Raw genomic sequence first — 18,454 nt, 5'->3', positions numbered from 1 at the left:
GTTTTGTTCATTTTGCTTGCGGAGAACGTGGCTTTAATTAAATGTGCTCTTTTAGCCAAGGCACAACCTTACCAATAACTTCATTTAACTTTGTAAAGTCACCTGATTCTACGTTATAAGTATGATCTGAATTATCGACAGTAAAATAATCAACATTCTCCATGCCACTATTTTTGATGAAATTCAAGCTAATCTCTGGGTTCAAAGTTGGATCAGTAGTCGCTACACCAACTAAAATTGGATTAGTAAATTTTTCAATATTGTTATTAAGAGTTGCTTTAATGTCTGCATCAAAACGAGGATATAATAATTCAACTCTGCCATCGGCTGTATGGATAATACTATAACCCAGATTTTGCATTTGCTTTTGATCATAACCAACATTAATTGGTTCTTGCGTATTAATTGCGCCATTCAACGAAATTATTACTTTAGCTGGCAAAGTCGAGCAGGTGAAAGCTAAGCGTCCACCCAGACTGTGGCCTAATAGACCAACGCGCTTACTGTCTACTTCTCTTAGGGATTGGAGATAATCAAAGCTAGCTTTAACTTCTTCAATCATAACTTTCATTCCATATTGTTCTCTTGAGCAAAGATTTTCACCCATGCTGCATAAATCTATTCTAGCAGCTACTATTCCTGAAGCAGTGATACTTTGGCTAATTCTTTGTAACATGTGGTTATCATTGCTCTTACCTGACATGAATCCATGAATTAATAAAATCGCAGGAAATTGATTACCACTGTCGGGGACATCGATTAACATTGGCACTTCATGATCTTGACACTTTACGAATTCTAGTCTTTCTTTCAATTTGGAAACCTCCTTATTTTTATAACAAGTAAAAAATTGTTGCTATTTATTCATAAAATATATGATAGCACCAAAAAATCACGTTAAATGATTCAATTATTCTATGATTTATTAAGTTTCTGCCACACTCCTGCCAGAAAAAGCAACTAGGAATTTAATAAATATTGCGGTGATTGTTGCTAATAAGACCAAACAAAAACCACTTTGTCAGTTTTAGTAACAAAGTGGTTAATTCTTAAAGCTTTCCGCCAAATACTGGAAAATGACCTGCTTCCCCATAATCAATTGCATTAATTTTTTGCAGGGTTTGCATATCTTCGGTACTTATTTCAAAAGCAATTTCCGTATTTTGCTTAATGTGATCAGCTCGCGCCGCTTTAGGCAACACTACCGTATTTAGCTGCCAATCATATCTAATACAGAGTTGGGCCGCTGATACATGATACTTATCGGCCATTTGGGTTATTACCGGATTATTCAAGGCTGCTCCATGGGCAACGGGTGAAAATGATTCAACAACAATTCCCTGTTTTTGTGAAAAAGCAAGCAAATCTTTCGGTGTTGCACCAATGTGACACAAAATTTGGTTTACCATCGGTTTAGTCGCACCATTTTTAATTAAATTAGTTAAGTCATCCGGCTCAAAGCTCGACACACCAATTGCACGCAACTTGCCTTCCTTCATTGCATCCTCTAATGCACGCCAAGTTGCCAAATTACCTTCAAAATGGCGATCAGCTGATTGATTAACTTCGTTCCAAGGCTGCGGATTGTGAATAATCATCATATCTAAATAATCAAGTCCCATTTTCGCCAAAGATTCATCAATTGACTTCTTGGCATCGGCGTAATTTTTGATTTCGGCGGCAACTTTTGAATTAACAAAAATTTGTTCACGCGGAATACCAGAATTTTTTATTCCTAATCCCACTCCGGCTTCGTTACCATATGCTTGCGCAGTATCAATGTGCCGGTATCCAAGTTGAATAGCTGTTTCGACCACTTGGGCAACCTGATTATTATTAATTTCCCACGTACCTAATGCTAATTTAGGAATTTTGACTCCATTGTTTAAGGTTAATGTCTCATCTAAAATCATCTTATTCCTCCTTGTTTAGGATTAATTTTCAATTAGAAGTATAGGACTTAAAGTACGCTTTAAGTCAAGATTTTTTTGGAAATCATTATCTAATGCTTAGAAATATGCTTCTATTTATTTGCAGAGTATGGATTGGCAAAATCAGGATTATTTGAATATGCTAATTCAAATGCTTGCTCATTTCGAATAAGCAATAATCAGTTTCAACTCTTTATATGAAAAGCAATTTCTTTTTTTGTGCAGCAATTACCTTGTTTATTCCATTTTTACCGGCTTTAAACTTAACTCGGTAAAAAAATGCCTACTTCGTTATTGTTTCGATGTACTCTTGTGCACGTTTAGCCAATTGAACATCATCTAAATGCTGCATGACACCTTTGGTGACAAAAGGAGGCATGAATATAGTCCCAATTAAGTTGCTAGTTGCTTTAAAAGGAGATAATAATTCTGCCATTGTCACGTGAAATGCACCATCTGACTGATAGTTTTCTGCTGGCGCTCCAGCAGAAACAACTAACTGCAATTCTTTGCCATGCAGTTTATCACCATTAGTTCCATAGGCCCACCCATGTTCTAAAACGACATCTTCCCATTTTTTCAAAAGGGCGGGGCTACTATACCAGTAAAACGGAAATTGCAAAACGATGCGGTCACTTTGCTCTAACAGCTGTTGTTCCTGACTAACCTCAATTTGGCCCTGAGGATACAATTGGTATTCATCATAGATAGCTACATTTGGCAAAGATTTCTCTTGCAATTGTTTGATGAAAAAAGCGTTAACGCGCGACTGAGCAAGATGTGGATGGAAAACTAAAACTGTTACTTTCATAAACTCTTATCTCCTTATATAAAGATATTAACAATTATTTTTTAGTTTAAGCCGTTCATCAAAGCATGTAAAATACTTATCTTTCATCATTTGGTATGCGCAAAACGCATAAGTGAAAAATAGCATAACTTTTTACTTAGTCTTCAGGTAAAATAGAAAATAGCTGTTTACTAGGAGAAGAGGAAAAATATGAAATCATTATATTTAGTAAGACACGGGCAAACATTATTTAACGTTCAACACAAAATTCAAGGCTTTTGTGATTCACCACTCACACCATTGGGAATTCAGGAAGCAAAAGCTACTAAAAAGGAGTATTTTGAAAAAGAGCATGTCCAACTGGAGGAAGCTCATTCTTCTACCTCTGAACGAGCAATTGATACACTCAAAATAATTACTGATTTGCCATTTGAAACAAATAAAAACTTGCGTGAATGGAATTTTGGCACTTATGAAGGTGAAGGCGAGCATTTAAATCCGCCACTTCCCTACAATGATTTTTTCGTTCAATTTGGCGGCGAATCGCAGAAGGAATTAACAGCTCGCATTAACCAAGAAATTACAAAAATTGTGCGCCAATCACCTAATAAGCATATTTTAATTGTGTCACATGGTGCTGCCATCGCTAATTTTTATAAAGTCTGGGAAAAGTACAATACATTCAAAAGGACTGAAAGAATTAAGAATTGTTCCGTCTTAAAATATGACTTTGACGATGATATTTTTCGGTTAAAAACAATGTTTAATCCAGATTGTTAGCTTGCAATGTCATTGCAATTTAGTCGTTTATTTTTTAATAAAAAAAAGCTAGCTCCATTCAGGAGTTAGCCTTTTTAATTTCATTACAACTCGGTAATTATTCTAAGTTTAATGAGCTCTTGTCAAAAGCAGCTGACTTAATCTTGTCGTCAATTGAAGGAGTACCAAGCCAAGTGATCATTTCCTTCATTGCATCAGTGATTGCTTCAGTACCAGGAAGTAAAAGCTTACGTGGGTCATAACCCTTGTTAGCCTTGTCTTCATCCTTGTGAGCTTCGAAGTATTCACGAGTTGCTTTTTGGAATGCTAATTGGAATTCAGTGTTGATGTTAACCTTTGAAATTCCAAGTGAGATAGCCTTCTTAACTTGTTCTTCAGGAATACCTGAACCACCGTGCAATACAAGTGGAACAGAAACTGCATCAGCAATTTCCTTCAAACGATCGAAGTTAAGACCCTTCCAGTCAGCTGGGTAAACGCCGTGGATGTTACCGATACCACAAGCAAGCTTGTCAACACCAGCAGCAACGAAAGCTTTAGCATCTTCAACAGAAGCTAATTCTCCACCTTCAGCACCTTGGTTTTCACCAATCTTACCGATTTCAGCTTCAACGGAAATTCCACGTTCATGAGCCAATTTGACGATTTCCTTAGTCTTAGCTAAGTTTTCGTCAGTTGGTAATGCGTGACCGTCAAACATAACTGATGAGTAGCCAAGTGCAATACATTCCTTAGCAGCTTCAAAGTCACCGTGATCCAAGTTCAATACGACTGGAACTGAAATGTCCATTGCGTCCATTGAATCTTCAACGATATCCTTAGCAATCTTGTAGCCACCCATGTACTTAGCAGCACCCATTGAAACTTGGATTAAAACTGGGGTTCTAGTTTCCTCAGCTGCTTGCAAAATTGCACGTGTCCATTCCAAGTTGTTAGTGTTATAAGCACCGACTGCATAATGGTTTTTACGAGCATCTTTAAAGATTTGGTTACCATTATCTAAATAAGCCATTAATAAATTACCTCCTATTAATCTTACAGTCACATTGTACCGTAATAACGAAGTCTTGAGCAATCTTTTAATCGATGTAAGCGTTATTTTTTAAATTTTTTTTACATTTCTTTAGGAGCGTTAACACCAAGTAGTCTGAGGGCCTCAGTCAGGACAATTGAGGTCGCCTGAACTAACGCCAATCTCGTGTTAATTTGCTCATCTTCGATCAAGATTTTAACATTAGCATAGTATTTATTAAACTTCTTAGCTAAATCCAAAGCATACTTGGCAATAACAGATGGTTCAAATTTATCACTGCTGCGCGCAATGATTCTTGGGAAATCGGCTAATGCTTTGGCAACGCTAAATGACCAATCATCCTTAACTGGTGCAGCATCAAGTTTAGGCTCTTGACCTAACTTCGCAGCTTTACGTAATACACTCTGTGCCCGCGCATTGGTGTATTGAACATAAGGACCAGTGTCGCCTTCAAAGCGAACAACTTCATCTAAGTCAAAGTCAAAGTTTTCTACCCGATCATTTTTAAGATCATGGAACACAACGGCTCCTACACCAACATCATGAGCTACTTGTTCTTTGTTAGCTAAAGCAGGATTTTTCTCATCAATTTGCTTACGAGCTAAGTTAACGGCATCCTTTAATACTTGGTCAAGGAAAACGACGTTACCCTTACGGGTTGATAGTTTTTTACCATTTTGCGTGATTAAGCCAAATGGTACGTGGTAAATTTCATCTGCCCAATCATAACCCATTTTCTTCAAAACCGTTTTAAGTTCAACAAAATGGTGAGCTTGCTCATTACCGACAACATACAGCATTTTAACGAAATGGTAAGTATTCATTCGGTAAATAGCGGCAGCCAAATCACGGGTTAAGTAAATACTGCTACCGTCAGATTTCACAATCATAGCTGGGCTTTCGTCTTCGCCCATATCAACTACCTGTGCCCCGCGTGATTCGTGAAGCAAACCTTTTTCCTTTAATTCATCGATAACAGGTTGCATCTTATCGTTAAAGAATGCTTCACCCTTGTATGAATCAAATTCGACGCCCAATTCTTTGTAAATCCGCTTAAAGTCCTTTAAGGAAACGTCACGGAACCATTGCCATAATTTAACTGCTTCAGGATCACCATCCTCAAGTTTTTTAAACCATGCACGACCCTCATCCTCAAGCTCAGGGTGCTTTTCAGCCTCCTCATGAAACTTAACGTAATACTTAAAGAGGTTCATGATTGGATCTTTTTTGACATCTTCCTCATTACCCCAATGTTTATAAGCAGAAATCAGCTTACCAAACTGGGTGCCATAATCACCTAGGTGGTTAATCTTAATTGGAGTATAGCCAACTTTTTTCAATGTTTCCGCAATTGAATTACCGATTACAGTTGAACGCAAGTGTCCCATTGACATTGGCTTAGCAATGTTGGGACTTGACATGTCAATAGGAACATTTCCTTGCCCTAATTTTTGATCACCATAGTGCTGTTTTTCTGTCAAAACTTCATGCAAAGCTTGCGTAATTAATTTTTCGTGGTTAATTGCGAAGTTAACATACGGACCAACAGCTTGAATACTGGTAAAATCGCTGCTTTCAAGATTGGCTGCAATTTCTTGAGCAATCTCAGCCGGATTTATATGCATAACTTTAGCCAGAGTAAATGCAGGGAAGGCATAATCACCCATCTTTTCGTTCTTTGGCCGTTCAATAAGTTGGTTGATTTTTTCTTTAGGCAAATCTACTTGACTGGCAACAAGATCAACTACTTTACTTTTAAAGTCCATTTTTACCTCCAAATTCCAATAAAAAAGCCTCTTCCTTTAATTCCAAAGGAAGAGACGAGTTTTTACCCGCGGTACCACTCTATTTGATACAAAGTATCCGCTTATTATTTTTGTTAAATTACTGGTCAGGCACGCCTTCAGTCATCCTCCTAACCCGACTCTCATCAACTCGGACTCGCTTACTAGGATAAATGCTTACTACTCCTAACCTCTCTCAAAAATTGATTATAACAGGAAATGACATTCAAGCCAACACTTTTAATTATTTTTGACGATTACCTTTGTGCCAGTGGGAATATTTTTCATTATCCACCGTGCATCTGAAATACTCAACCTGATACAGCCATGAGACGCGGATTTAACACCCAATTTTTTGGCCTCTTTGCGATTATACTTTCCATTGCTTTTAGTTGGAACCGTATGAAAGAGGTAGACATTATCTTTATCCCAGCTAGTCCAATAATTAGCACCCTCATTTAATTCTGGATTATAAAAAGAATCTCCCCGATTATCCTGAATCTTAAAAGTCCCTGTGGGCGTTGTCGATTTGCCCTTTTTAAAGAGCCCTCCACTTGCCAGCATCGTGTACACTACCTGATTTTCACGCAAAATATAAACGCGATTGCCCCGAAGAGAAACACGAATGGTTAGATCATTTTCAAGCGGCTTAATTTTAGGATAAGCTTTTGTTTCGCTGGGTTGATGCCAGTCATAAGGCACCCGCAGATCTTGCGGATCCTTATAGGGACGAAAAGATGCTGCCGTCTTCTTAACCTGCATTTTCTGATTTTCCTTAGGCTTTTCTTCCTTCGGACTTGACGGCATCGAAACACGAGCTAGACTGATTGCACAGATTAGTAGAACAAATAGGCCTGTTAGCGGCTTTAATAGGCTATTTTTCATACTAAATCAACCTCCTCGAGAATTATTTATACTCTATTTTACAATATTTGCTAGTTTAGCCAAAAACTTAATCTACAAACTTAAGCATAAGTTTAGGTAAAAGCGCACTAATTTTGGTTGGTTGTACAACATATTCATCTTTAGCAATTAGATCACCAGCGAGTGAGTGCAAATACACAGCTGCCAAAACGGAATCAATATTGCCACCAAATTGCGCAGTAAAGCCACCAATTATGCCGGCTAAGGTGTCGCCCATGCCGCCACAAGCCATCCCTGGGTTACCAAGAGGATTAACGAAAACATCCTTATTTGACGTATAAACTTTGGTATGATTGGACTTTAAAACTAAAATAGCATTTTGCCCTGGAAACAGCTTATTTAATGCCGTCAAATTAGCTGCATCCGTTTGATAAGGTATCCTAATTTGACTAAGTCTCTGCCATTCCATTTGATGAGGAGTCAAGATTACTAACTTCGCATTTTGCGGGGCCAGCGACCGATTTTGACTAATCAAATCCAGCGCACTAGCGTCTAAAATAAGCGTTTGCTGGTTAGTCACTACTTGACCTAGCTGCAAAAGAAGCTTTTGCGCAAATGGGGTAGCCCCTAATCCTGGTCCACAAACAATGACATCCATGTTTTTTATTAATTGCGGCAGATCACTGCTGCGCCAATCAACATACATCACTTCCGGATCGCGCGCATGTAGAGCATTTAAATTAATTGAATGGCAAGCAACAGAAACTAGACCAGCGCCAGATTTCAGTGCACCTTCTGCGGCCATAATAATTGCACCACCGTAATTTTCACTTCCACCTATTAATAAAATTCGTCCGTAGTTTCCCTTATGGGTGTTGCTTTTTCTTTTGGCTATAACCTTGGTTATAATAGATTGCTTAATTTCTGTCATTGTTATCCTCCAAAAAGCCGGTGCCAAAAACGAAGCAAGAAATTAACCTGTTTAGTGGATTGTAACGCTTTTGCCGGTAGTTTAATTCCGTCAGGTTCTTGGATAGAAATTAGTTTAGTTGACCCCGATTTAAAGCTATATGAACCAACCGTTTGATTTTGGGTTACCGGAGCTTCTATGGTGTCCTTAGTTAAATTAACCGTTAATTTTTGGCCATTTTTTGGTCCCCAGATTACTCGTCTTTGCTTCATGCCGATATCAACTTGCTTGTTAGCGCCATTATGAACATTAATCTTGCTGGTACCCATAATCACTTCATTTTGATTAAAAACAATGGGTTGATAATTACGGTAAACATACCGCAGCAACCTGCCAGTTTGCTCAAAACGTGCTGGGTCAAGACTATTAGCATGCCTTGCTCCCATTACCACGGTAATTAGTCTTGCATCACTATCTTTTGCCGTTCCAATAAAACAAGCACCAGCGGCATCAGTAGTTCCCGTTTTTAGACCATCAACTTTTAGATCTTGCTGGTATTGGGACAAGCCTTTAAGCATCCAATTAAAGTTAGTCATGAGTGTTTGGCTTCCTTGATCATTGAAGTTTAAATGAGCAATTCTTGTTGTTTCAATTATTTCGGGGAAGTCAGTCAACAAGTGCTGACCAACGATTGCTATGTCTTTAGCTGACATCTCATTTTCTGCGTCTTTATCAGCTCCTGGGTAGGCATCCGTCCCAACACTTTTATTGGGCAAACCGCAAACAGTATAGATCTGGGCGTCATTAATGCCCCATTTTTTTAATTGCTGACGCATCTGCCGAACAAACGCAACTTGCGAGCCACTGACGGCCTGAGCAAGCAACATTGCCGCTCCATTAGCAGATTCGATTAGGGTCGCTTGGTATAGCTGCCTGATTGTATAAGAGTGCCCCATTTTTAGTGGCACATTAGAAAACTGCTTATTATTGGCAACCTTGACAATCTGCTTAGTTGGCTTTACTTCAGTATCCCAACTAAGTTTTTGCTCTTTAATTGCTTGTAAGGTTAAATAAGTCGTTACTAATTTGGTCATTGAAGCAATTGGCAATACCTGGTTAATATTCTTGCCATAAAGCAGTTGCCCCGTTTTACTATCAATTGCAATTGCCGATTTAACATTGAGATTTAATTGCTCAGACTGATAATTATTTCTGACTTGAACTGATTTAGGTTGAGCTGGCGGTTCACTACTAGGACCTGTTCCACACGCAGATAGTGTCACAATAGCCAATAAGCTGACCACAACTGTTTTTAAATTTCGCCTTAGGTTCATAAGTTCTCCTTTGAAGTGAAAAAATTTTAGCAAGTTCTAGATTAAATTTGATACTGATAACAATAATAGGGAATATTAAAATTATGATCATTAACCTTTTGATAATCATTGTCAATCAAATATTGTGGTAATAATGCAACTGCCTCTCCCCTTTTTACCAATTGCATAATTGTTTCAAGCGAATCAATTTCTAACAATCTCGCTTTGTCAGGACATAACTTCAGGGTTAGTTTTCTAAACGGACAAGTTAAATCACTATTGATTGCAATCGGACAGGTCGATCCATCTTCTTGTTTTCCTTTCAAAAAGCACGCTGGTAAATTAGCTGTTTGCTTTAACCGATAATTAGGCAAGTCGAATTGGTTAAAGGTCACCACTACATCGTAGTATCTTTGCATTAGTTCCGATTCCAATTGGTTACTTTTCTTAATGGTAACTGCATAATCAGTAATAAAAAATTTCTTCTTAGCGATTAAAAAGTTAACTAGTAATTCCGATGATAAAATCGTTTTTCGAATAACTAACGTATCTTGCAGTTTTTGCCAATTTCGGAGCGCTTTAACAGCAAAACGATATACTTTGTCTCCGTTATCCGTCGGAGCCACACCTTGATTTGAGCGAACAAATAAAGTTGAATTCAATTCATGTTCAATTGCCTTTAAGCGTGCTGTCAAATTAGATTGTGCATAGCCTAATTCTTTAGCAGCTTTATTGATAGATTTAGTTTCATAAATTGTCTTATAAATATTTAAGTCATTAAAATTCATCTTGTCACATTATCACTAAAAGTGATAGCCCTATTAACTTTTCGGCTTATGCAAAGCCATTTTCATTCATTATACTATTTTTTGTAATCAAAGAAGGGAGAAAAATCTTATGACTACAAAAATTGGTATTAATGGTTTTGGCAGAATTGGTCGTTTATCATTACGGCGTATTTATGACATTAAAGATAATAGTTTAGAAATTGTTGCGATCAACGATTTAACTTCACCAGCAATGTTGGCTCATTTATTGAAGTATGACACGGCTCATGGTCAATTTAATCATGAAGTTGCCGCAACAGAAAATGCAATCGTAATTGATGGCCAAAAAATTCCTGTTTACGCTGAAAAAAGCGCAAGTGATATTCCTTGGGTTAAAAATGACGGGGTTGAGCTTGTACTAGAGTGTACTGGCTTTTACACCTCAAAGGAAAAGTCCAGCAGTCACTTAAAAGCCGGCGTCAAAAAAGTATTGATCTCAGCACCTGCCGGTGACATGAAGACAATCGTTTATAACGTTAATGACGATACCTTAAATGCGGATGATCAAATTATTTCTGCTGGTTCATGTACTACTAACTGCTTGGCTCCGTTAGCCAAGGCTATTAACGATGAATTTCAGATCAAAGCTGGAACAATGACAACCTTACATGCATATACTAGTTCACAAATGCTGCAAGATAGTCCCGATCGTCACAGTGATGTTCGTAATGCACGTGCCGCTGGCGCAAATATTATTCCCCATTCAACTGGTGCTTCTAAAGCAATTGGCCTAGTAATCCCGGAATTAAAAGGTAAGCTAACAGGAATCGCTCTCCGTGTTCCTGTGATCACTGGTTCAATAACAGAATTAGCGGTTACCCTTGCTAAGAACGTTACTGTTAATGAATTCAATGCCGGAGTCAAAAAGCACACAATTAACAATGCATCATTTGGCTGCAATGAGGATAAGATCGTTTCATCTGATATTATCGGCAAGGAATTTGGTTCTGTTTTTGATCCGACAATTACCCAAATTGCTACGGGCACCGATTATTCACAAGTTATTAAGGCTTATGCGTGGTACGATAACGAATCAGGGTTTGTAGCTCAAATGATCAGAACATTGCAAAAAATAGCTAAATTAGGCTAAATCGTTCTAATTAGAATCTTTTTTACCTTTTTACTGAAAATTGATATAAAAAGCCATTTCTTAGTTAGTTTAAGAAAATGGCTTTTTTGTCTTCTAAACTTTAAATTTTAATGACATCCCCGCGAAAATTTGGTATTATAATTAATGTATTTTAAAAGAGGCCCCGATGGCGGAATTGGCAGACGCGCAGCGTTCAGGTCGCTGTTTAGGTAACTAAGTGAAAGTTCGAATCTTTTTCGGGGCATTAAAAGAAAAGCTAATCATTCGATTAGCTTTTTTTGTAAAAAATTTATTAATATTAAGGAGGAATTGGCATGCAAAAGCGTTTAACCAAATCAAGAGATAAAATTTTAACTGGTGTATTAGGCGGAATCGCTGAATATTTTGGCTGGGATAAAGCTTGGACTAGAATCGGCGGCGCAATGGTTATTTGTTTTACCGGCTTTGGGTTAATCGCCTATATTGCCGCAGCAATTGCTATGCCGGACAAAACGCGTGCTGATGACATTCCTTCTGGTGAATATCGTCAATACTAATTGCGTTTACCTATTACTCTTGTTAAAATGAAGTTCCTTGGCAGGGGCACAAGCAAAAACATCATAAGTTAGTTTTTGCTGGCTACAAGAATTTTAGTAATACTAATATTTCTGCATCAAAGAGCATGAGTTCTCAATTATTGAACCCATGCTCTTTTTTGAATTTGACTCATAATTTAATTTCTTTAATTCGCCAAAAAAGCAGAATTTCTCGTTGCATATAGATTCCCACTCCCTTGCCGTTAATATCAGCGACATAGTAGCCAATATTTTCTGAGCCACCTTGAAAATCAGTCACACTGTCACAATGAGTGTCTTTTTTTAAATGTAATAAATATGACCTAGTTTTCTTATTCGCTGCAACTTGGCGCATCCTCTTAGTATCATGACTTTGCAGCATTTGGTTAACCTCAAATTTTGCCGAAAGCGGAACCCACGAGTTTTGGTAAAAAAACCAGTAGAAGAAAGCACCAAAAATAAAAATAAAGATAAAAATTCCTTTTTTTCTGATATTCATGATTTTTTCTTTTTCCATCAATTAAAACAGTATTTGTTAAATATTATTGCAGTAGTTAACTGATCTGTTAATCGAATCACCTTAAACTTAGTAAAAAATAAAAAAGCATTGAGTAATATTCACTCAATGCTAATTATTAATTTTATGCTTTTATATGTAGCTTAGCCAAAAGCGGCACAATTTTATCGCCTAAGATCTTTTGCGCTAAGTTCGATTTAATCGCCGCAGCGGCGTAGAAGATTCCCCCAACTAGCACTGCAACAACGACAATAATTGGAGCTTGAAGGCGACTAGCAGGACTCAAGAAGAGCTCAAGCACTTTTTCAACGCCAAGAACGATCAGGAACATAATCAACGAAAAACCGGTAATTCCAATAAAACGTCTGCTTGTGCGTCCTTGGTTGAAATCATAGACTACTTCTAGGTGTTTAAGAGCCAAAAAGATAATCACAAACATCCCTAAATTAGTGGCTACAAGTGGTCCAAACACTTTAAACACGTAAATCATCGGATATTGCACAATCAGTTTAATGATTAGACCTAACACTAGATACTTAATTGCCAGGCCATTCTCTGATAATCCCTGCAGAATTGCCATTAATACCGTAAACATCCCCAATGTAATCGAGGTAAAGGCAGACAAATAAAGAATATTAGAGCCCAACTGATCAAAACCATAAAAAATGGTGTAAATTGGCGTAGCAATGGCTGCCATACCAAACGCAGCCGGAATCATTACGAACAAAAACAAATCTAGTGTGTTGCCGATCTGTTTAGAAATCCCGGCAAAATCATGCTTAGCATGTGCAGCGGATAATAAAGGTATCGCAGTTACCGCCATTGCACTAGCCAAGGAAACAATAATCATGATTAGCTTATTAGCATTCAGCGCAAATAACGCATACCACGTTTCAATCGTGTTGTAACTAGCCTTGACCACACTAGCAATCATTGGGTGGAAAGTATATTGATCCACTAGGTAAAATAATTGAATTCCCGCATCAATAATAATAAACGGAATTGCTTGCTCAATTATCTCTTTAAATAAGGCTGCTGTCGAAACCTGAATTTCGTTTTCGGAATTTTCAACTAGGTAATTTAATTTTTTTCTTCTGGAAAGCAAGAACCAGCATAAAATCAAAATACCAAAAATTGCACCAATAGCAGCGGCGAAGTTGGATTGAACAACTGCATCAACAAAATTACCGTGCTGCACTTGCATAATTACATAAGCAGTTAAAAGCATCCAAGCAACCCGGGCAAATTGCTCAACAAACTGCGACATTGCCGACGGCATCATATCAGCGTATCCCTGAAAATAACCCCGCATAATGCTTAACACGGGAATGAGCAGGATAGCATAAGACAAACTGCGCATTACCGCAACTTGGCGTGGATCGCTACGAGACCCATTCGAAGCTAAAAATGGTGAAGCAAAATACATAATCGCTGCTGATACAACACCCAAAACAATCATCAAGACAAGACCACGGTGAAACAATTTGCGCCCTACGCCATATTCATTTAGGGCATTATACTTAGCCACTTGTTTGGCCACTGCTCCCGGGATTCCTGCTGTCGAAATTAAGATAAAAATACTATAAATGTTATAACTACGCGCAGTTAAAGCATTAGCGATATTACCATAAGGTGACATCCAGATAAACCACGGAATAATGTAAAGTGCACCTAAAATACGTGAGGTAATTGAGCCAAAAGTCATCCACGCGCTACCCTTAATAAAGGTATCTTGCGTATTTTGTTCTTTTAAATTATTTTCTTTCATCAATTTTCCCTAAATTCGTGTACTAACTATTTTATTTTGAATGAAAAACGACAATTAACAATCAATATACTTATCACTTTAGGAAAAATTAACTTTATTTAGCAACAATATTGACAATTTTATTTGGTACCACAATTACCTTTTTGATTTCCTTACCAGTCAAGAATTTTTGGACATGTTCAAGTTCTAAGGCTTGTTTTTGCAAATCCTCTTGGCTTGAATCCTTGGCAGCTGTGAAATTACCGCGCAATTTACCATTAACTTGAACCATAATATCAACTGTTGATTCAACAAGCTTAGCAGGATCATATGTTGGCCACTTAGCAAAAGTAACAGATTCGTTATGACCAAAGATTTGCCAAATCTCTTCCATCATGTGTGGTGCGATTGGTGCAATCATCGTAATAAAACCTTCAGCGTATTCCCGCGGAATAGTTTTAGCCTTTTGAGCAGCGTTGATGAAGACCATTAACTGTGAAATAGCGGTATTGAAATGCAAATCATTAAAGTCTTCTGTGACCTTCTTGACAGTTTCATTGTAGATTTTATCCAAAGTACCATCATTTTCGGCCACAATATTTTCTTGTGGAATTGCCTGTAAGTCAAGATCGTTAACAAACAAACGCCAGATTCGGTCAAGAAACTTCTTGGTTGAAGCTGGGCCATTGTCATCCCAATCAATTGAAGCATCAAGTGGTCCCATGAACATTTCATACATTCTTAGACTGTCAGCACCATATTCGTCGATCACATCATCAGGATTAACAACATTCCCCTTTGACTTAGACATCTTGTCATGGTCTTTAAGAATTAGTCCTTGATTGTATAAACGTTGGAATGGCTCTTCATTTGGTACCACGCCAAGATCGTATAACACCATATTCCAAAATCTAGCATAAAGAAGGTGTCTAACGGCGTGTTCTGCCCCACCAATGTATAAGTCAACTGGCGTCCACTTCTTTAACAATTCGTAATCTGCTAATTTGTTATCATTATGAGGATCAATATAGCGTAAGAAGTACCATGAAGAACCAGCCCAGTTAGGCATTGTGTTCGTTTCCCGTTTACCTTTGCGGCCATTTTGATCAACAACATTAACCCAATCCTTCAAGTTAACTAACGGACTTTCAGGTGTACCTGATGGCTTAATATCAGTTGCATGTGGCAATACAAGTGGCAGTTCATCTTCGGGAACAAGAGTAGTTTCGCCGTCTTCCCAGTGAATAACTGGGATAGGCTCGCCCCAATAACGTTGCCGACTAAATTCCCAGTCGCGCAACTTGTAGTTAACCTTTTGCTTACCGGCATTGTGTTCTTCAAGCCACGAAACCATTTTTTCTTTTGCATCTGCCACATTAAAGCCATTTAAGAAGTCTGAATCAATGTGTGGTCCCTCACCAGTGAAGGCCTCTTTATTAATGTCGCCGCCTTTAATAACCGCCTTAATTGGCAAATGGAATTTTTGGGCAAACTCATAATCACGTGTATCGTGAGCGGGAACTGCCATAACAGCGCCGGTTCCGTAACTTGCCAGAACGTAATCAGCAATCCAGATTGGAATTTCCTCATTATTGACCGGATTAATAGCGTAAGCACCGGTAAATACACCAGTCTTATTTTTATTTAAATCGGTTCTTTCCAAATCTGATTTGGATTCAATTTGCTTAATATAAGCATCAACGTCAGCCTGGTGACCAGCAGTAGTAATTTTCTGGACCAACTTATTTTCTGGGGCTAAAACCGCATAGGTAGCACCAAAAAGCGTATCAGGTCTAGTACTGAACACATCAAATGTTTGATCAGAATCCTTAATCTTGAATGTAATTTGAGCCCCAACTGAACGACCAATCCAGTTACGTTGCATTTCTTTAATATTTTCTGGCCAATCAAGATTATCAAGACCAGCAAGAAGACGGTCGGCATATTTAGTTATCCGAAGCATCCATTGTTTCATGTTCCGGCGATAAATTGGGTAGCCTCCACGTTCGGTTTTACCATCAACGATATCTTCGTTAGCAACAACAGTTCCTAAATCTGGTGACCAGTTAACCGGAACTTCGGCTTCATAAGCAAGACCGTGCTTATACATTTGTTCAAATGTCCACTGCGTCCATTTGTAATATTTTGGATCACTTGTTGAGATTTCTCGGTTCCAGTCATAAGAAAAGCCTAACTTATTTAGTTGTCTCTTAAAGTTAGCAATATTGTCCCTAGTTACGACAGCTGGGTCTTGACCAGTCTGCAATGCATATTGCTCAGTTGGTAAACCAAAAGCATCCCAGCCCATTGGGTGCAGCACATTGTAACCCTCACTACGCTTCATTCGCGCAATAATATCGGTTGCCGTATATCCTTCTGGGTGCCCTACGTGCAATCCCTTACCAGATGGGAATGGAAACATATCTAAAACATAATAATTTTTCTTTTGCGGATCACTACCCGTTTTAAATGTTTGATTTTTTTCCCAATAATCTTGCCATTTTTGCTCAACTACTTTGTGATTGTACATAAACATTTCCCTCATAAAAAAAGTCCTATGAAATAAACTCATAGGACGAATAATCGCGGTACCACCTAAGTTTCACGTAAATTAACGTGACCCTCACAAGCCCCTTAACGCGGATAGCAAACGAAAGATTTAACCTAGGCTCAGTTCACAATATATTTTTCAAGTCTTGCACCAACCGACTCTTCTCTATAGAAAAATAAAATTGCTACTAGTTCCTAACCTTTATTTTTTGATCAATAATGATTATAATTTACCACAAATGCTAAAAAAAACAAGGGGAGAAAGATATTTGAACACTACAGATCATTCGAAAAAAGATACAATCATACCCGCGACCATATTTCTACTTATCTACGCGGCTTGGGCAATTCTGGTTTCCTCTGGCAACCAATTTATCCATCAGTTTGATAAATCGTTAATTGGTTTAATTTGTAATAACAACCCTGCTATCATAAAATTCGCAACCACTTTTACCAACTTGGGCAATACTAGCGTTATTATGGTTGCGACCATTATTCTGGTAATTGTTTTAGGTGTTTTTCGCAAATACGCTTTCGCGGTTTTTACAGCGGGAACAATGATTGCAGCTAATGGTTACAATTGGATCATTAAACATGCGATTGGTCGGCAGCGACCAATGGTGCACCACCTTGTTGAAGCGCATGGTTACAGTTTTCCTTCAGGACACTCCGTGGGAAGTGCCACACTTTTTGGCATTCTGATCATTTTAACCATCTTGCTAGTTAAGAAGAAAGGACTTAAAACCATTCTGTGTATCATTTGGCTATGTTTCCCCATACTAATTGGCTACACGAGAATCTTTGACCATGTTCACTATCCATCCGATGTTGTCGGTGGCTTTTTAGAGGGTATCTCCTTCTTACTAATTGGGTATTCATTTTTATACCATTACTATTTAGATAAATGAAGATTAAGTCGTTTTAAATAAACGGCTTTTTTATTTGCTCTTTTTCTTGAAAACAGCTAAGAACATTATTTGATAACACTAAGCAAATCACGCTGCAGGTGTTCTTGTAAAACCGCGTGAAGTTCAGCCAATTGGTCTTGATAATCCGAACTGAAATTTCGTGGGCTTTGATCATTTACAAACCGACCGGCGTTTGTCATTCCCCAAAATTGAGCGGTATCGTCATCAAAAACTTTAAATGCATTCATGTATTTATCCCAGACTTGATCGTTTTGACCAATGCCATCACCAACATAACCTTGACCACCACCAAGGTAGCCGCAATTCATGATGGTATACAGATATTTCCCGCTAAGTAACCCGGTTAGACCATTTTTACCTGCTTCATAGGCAAATCCAGCAGCAAAAACTTTTTCAATATAGCCCTTAACAATACTTACAGGGGCATCATGCCAATTGGGATAAGCAAAAAGAATCACATCTGCCTTCTTTACAAACGACTGCTCTTGAGCAAGGTAAACCGGTGCTTCACCTAAGCCATCTTTGACATAGTAAAACTCTTCTTGGTGTAAAACGGGATCATAATTGAGATCATAGAGATCGCGTAATTCAACTGCCCAATCATTTTCCTCTAAATAGCGCATAGCGGTATAAACCAAATCATAAGTTAAACTATATTTTCTTGGTTCTCCGACAATAAACAAGGCCTTTTTCTGATTAGGCTTACCGTTAAAACCGTGTGGTGTATATGGCTGCTGCAATTCTTGCGGTACCACTGTCCCAGAAGTTCTTATTTCTCCGTTTAAAATTTTTTGAGCTAATTCCATTTAATTATTTCTCCTCTACTAGTTTTACC

The 18,454-nt window shown here is 38.0% G+C and carries 17 protein-coding genes and 1 tRNA gene; 5 read left to right on the top strand and 13 right to left on the bottom strand.

The genetic code is table 11. The annotated features are described in order from the left end of the window. Positions 1–37: 37 nt before the first annotated feature. From J3U54_RS05410 to J3U54_RS05400, 3 genes are all read right to left on the bottom strand, one after another. Entirely contained in the window at positions 38–814 is a 777-nt protein-coding gene (locus J3U54_RS05410; protein ID WP_267385373.1) for an alpha/beta hydrolase family protein, read from the bottom strand. Between the two features lie 235 nt (positions 815–1,049). Then, entirely contained in the window at positions 1,050–1,913 is an 864-nt protein-coding gene (locus J3U54_RS05405) for an aldo/keto reductase (RefSeq protein WP_267385372.1), read from the bottom strand. A gap of 301 nt (positions 1,914–2,214) precedes the next feature. Further along, positions 2,215–2,742, bottom strand: a complete 528-nt coding sequence (locus J3U54_RS05400; RefSeq protein ID WP_103751909.1) for an NAD(P)H-dependent oxidoreductase — start codon at positions 2,740–2,742, stop codon at positions 2,215–2,217. A 189-nt stretch (positions 2,743–2,931) separates the two neighbouring features. On the opposite strand from J3U54_RS05400, the gene J3U54_RS05395 reads away from it, so the two are divergent. Then, positions 2,932–3,501, top strand: coding sequence for a histidine phosphatase family protein (locus J3U54_RS05395; RefSeq protein ID WP_267385371.1), 570 nt, complete (start codon positions 2,932–2,934; stop codon positions 3,499–3,501). Positions 3,502–3,598: 97 nt separating this feature from the next. Here J3U54_RS05395 and fba read toward each other — a convergent pair whose 3' ends face one another. From fba to J3U54_RS05365, 6 genes are all read right to left on the bottom strand, one after another. Further along, on the bottom strand, positions 3,599–4,513 hold the full coding sequence (fba, locus tag J3U54_RS05390; RefSeq protein ID WP_103751911.1) for a class II fructose-1,6-bisphosphate aldolase: 915 nt from the start codon (positions 4,511–4,513) through the stop codon (positions 3,599–3,601). Between the two features lie 101 nt (positions 4,514–4,614). Continuing rightward, positions 4,615–6,300 carry an arginine--tRNA ligase gene (argS, locus tag J3U54_RS05385; RefSeq protein ID WP_267385369.1) on the bottom strand — a complete coding sequence of 562 codons (1,686 nt, stop codon included), beginning with the start codon at positions 6,298–6,300 and terminating at the stop codon, positions 4,615–4,617. A 258-nt stretch (positions 6,301–6,558) separates the two neighbouring features. After that, positions 6,559–7,203, bottom strand: coding sequence for a L,D-transpeptidase (locus J3U54_RS05380; RefSeq protein WP_103751913.1), 645 nt, complete (start codon positions 7,201–7,203; stop codon positions 6,559–6,561). Positions 7,204–7,270: 67 nt separating this feature from the next. Then, a complete protein-coding gene (locus tag J3U54_RS05375; RefSeq protein WP_267385368.1) occupies positions 7,271–8,113 on the bottom strand; it encodes an NAD(P)H-hydrate dehydratase in 843 nt (280 codons plus the stop codon). 2 nt (positions 8,114–8,115) lie between these two features. After that, complete coding sequence (locus J3U54_RS05370) at positions 8,116–9,426, bottom strand: serine hydrolase (protein ID WP_267385367.1); 1,311 nt, start codon at positions 9,424–9,426, stop codon at positions 8,116–8,118. A 41-nt stretch (positions 9,427–9,467) separates the two neighbouring features. Then, complete coding sequence (locus J3U54_RS05365; protein ID WP_267385366.1) at positions 9,468–10,193, bottom strand: LysR family transcriptional regulator; 726 nt, start codon at positions 10,191–10,193, stop codon at positions 9,468–9,470. A 109-nt stretch (positions 10,194–10,302) separates the two neighbouring features. Between J3U54_RS05365 and gap the strand changes: the two genes are divergently transcribed. From gap to J3U54_RS05350, 3 genes are all read left to right on the top strand, one after another. Next, the gene (gene gap / locus J3U54_RS05360; RefSeq protein ID WP_267385364.1) at positions 10,303–11,322 is read left to right on the top strand and encodes a type I glyceraldehyde-3-phosphate dehydrogenase; all 1,020 of its coding nucleotides are present in this window, start codon (positions 10,303–10,305) and stop codon (positions 11,320–11,322) included. Positions 11,323–11,482: 160 nt separating this feature from the next. Then, positions 11,483–11,566, top strand: a tRNA-Leu gene (locus J3U54_RS05355). Between the two features lie 70 nt (positions 11,567–11,636). After that, positions 11,637–11,858 (top strand): PspC domain-containing protein, encoded by a 222-nt coding sequence (locus J3U54_RS05350; protein ID WP_103751918.1) that lies wholly within the window; start codon positions 11,637–11,639, stop codon positions 11,856–11,858. 169 nt (positions 11,859–12,027) lie between these two features. On the opposite strand, the gene J3U54_RS05345 is transcribed toward J3U54_RS05350, so the two are convergent. The 3 genes from J3U54_RS05345 to leuS form a co-directional block, all read right to left on the bottom strand. After that, positions 12,028–12,375, bottom strand: coding sequence for a hypothetical protein (locus J3U54_RS05345; RefSeq protein WP_267385362.1), 348 nt, complete (start codon positions 12,373–12,375; stop codon positions 12,028–12,030). Between the two features lie 142 nt (positions 12,376–12,517). Then, positions 12,518–14,161, bottom strand: a complete 1,644-nt coding sequence (locus tag J3U54_RS05340; RefSeq protein WP_374106519.1) for a putative polysaccharide biosynthesis protein — start codon at positions 14,159–14,161, stop codon at positions 12,518–12,520. A gap of 94 nt (positions 14,162–14,255) precedes the next feature. Beyond that, positions 14,256–16,670, bottom strand: coding sequence for a leucine--tRNA ligase (leuS, locus tag J3U54_RS05335; RefSeq protein ID WP_267385361.1), 2,415 nt, complete (start codon positions 16,668–16,670; stop codon positions 14,256–14,258). Positions 16,671–16,929: 259 nt separating this feature from the next. On the opposite strand from leuS, the gene J3U54_RS05330 reads away from it, so the two are divergent. Then, positions 16,930–17,598 (top strand): phosphatase PAP2 family protein, encoded by a 669-nt coding sequence (locus tag J3U54_RS05330; RefSeq protein ID WP_103751943.1) that lies wholly within the window; start codon positions 16,930–16,932, stop codon positions 17,596–17,598. Between the two features lie 65 nt (positions 17,599–17,663). On the opposite strand, the gene J3U54_RS05325 is transcribed toward J3U54_RS05330, so the two are convergent. Next, positions 17,664–18,425: an NAD(P)H-dependent oxidoreductase gene (locus J3U54_RS05325; RefSeq protein WP_220234699.1), complete on the bottom strand. Its 762-nt coding sequence runs from the start codon at positions 18,423–18,425 to the stop codon at positions 17,664–17,666. Positions 18,426–18,454 lie beyond the last annotated feature (29 nt).

The sequence above is a fragment of the Lactobacillus sp. B4007 genome, from assembly GCF_026535895.1.
Taxonomy (GTDB): Bacteria; Bacillota; Bacilli; order Lactobacillales; family Lactobacillaceae; genus Lactobacillus; species Lactobacillus panisapium.
The sequence above is the reverse complement of the archived record's forward strand: the minus strand, read 5'-3'. Positions and strand labels throughout refer to the sequence as shown.

What these genes read in the sequence shown, in the direction of transcription:
- J3U54_RS05405 (WP_267385372.1), bottom strand. Translation starts at nt 1,913, where the DNA reads ATGATTTTAGATGAGACATTAACCTTAAACAATGGAGTCAAAATTCCT.
- J3U54_RS05400 (WP_103751909.1), bottom strand. Translation starts at nt 2,742, where the DNA reads ATGAAAGTAACAGTTTTAGTTTTCCATCCACATCTTGCTCAGTCGCGC.
- J3U54_RS05395 (WP_267385371.1), top strand. Translation starts at nt 2,932, where the DNA reads ATGAAATCATTATATTTAGTAAGACACGGGCAAACATTATTTAACGTT.
- fba (WP_103751911.1), bottom strand. Translation starts at nt 4,513, where the DNA reads ATGGCTTATTTAGATAATGGTAACCAAATCTTTAAAGATGCTCGTAAA.
- argS (WP_267385369.1), bottom strand. Translation starts at nt 6,300, where the DNA reads ATGGACTTTAAAAGTAAAGTAGTTGATCTTGTTGCCAGTCAAGTAGAT.
- J3U54_RS05380 (WP_103751913.1), bottom strand. Translation starts at nt 7,203, where the DNA reads ATGAAAAATAGCCTATTAAAGCCGCTAACAGGCCTATTTGTTCTACTA.
- J3U54_RS05375 (WP_267385368.1), bottom strand. Translation starts at nt 8,113, where the DNA reads ATGACAGAAATTAAGCAATCTATTATAACCAAGGTTATAGCCAAAAGA.
- J3U54_RS05370 (WP_267385367.1), bottom strand. Translation starts at nt 9,426, where the DNA reads ATGAACCTAAGGCGAAATTTAAAAACAGTTGTGGTCAGCTTATTGGCT.
- J3U54_RS05365 (WP_267385366.1), bottom strand. Translation starts at nt 10,193, where the DNA reads ATGAATTTTAATGACTTAAATATTTATAAGACAATTTATGAAACTAAA.
- gap (WP_267385364.1), top strand. Translation starts at nt 10,303, where the DNA reads ATGACTACAAAAATTGGTATTAATGGTTTTGGCAGAATTGGTCGTTTA.
- J3U54_RS05350 (WP_103751918.1), top strand. Translation starts at nt 11,637, where the DNA reads ATGCAAAAGCGTTTAACCAAATCAAGAGATAAAATTTTAACTGGTGTA.
- J3U54_RS05345 (WP_267385362.1), bottom strand. Translation starts at nt 12,375, where the DNA reads ATGAATATCAGAAAAAAAGGAATTTTTATCTTTATTTTTATTTTTGGT.
- J3U54_RS05340 (WP_374106519.1), bottom strand. Translation starts at nt 14,161, where the DNA reads ATGAAAGAAAATAATTTAAAAGAACAAAATACGCAAGATACCTTTATT.
- leuS (WP_267385361.1), bottom strand. Translation starts at nt 16,670, where the DNA reads ATGTACAATCACAAAGTAGTTGAGCAAAAATGGCAAGATTATTGGGAA.
- J3U54_RS05330 (WP_103751943.1), top strand. Translation starts at nt 16,930, where the DNA reads ATGCTAAAAAAAACAAGGGGAGAAAGATATTTGAACACTACAGATCAT.
- J3U54_RS05325 (WP_220234699.1), bottom strand. Translation starts at nt 18,425, where the DNA reads ATGGAATTAGCTCAAAAAATTTTAAACGGAGAAATAAGAACTTCTGGG.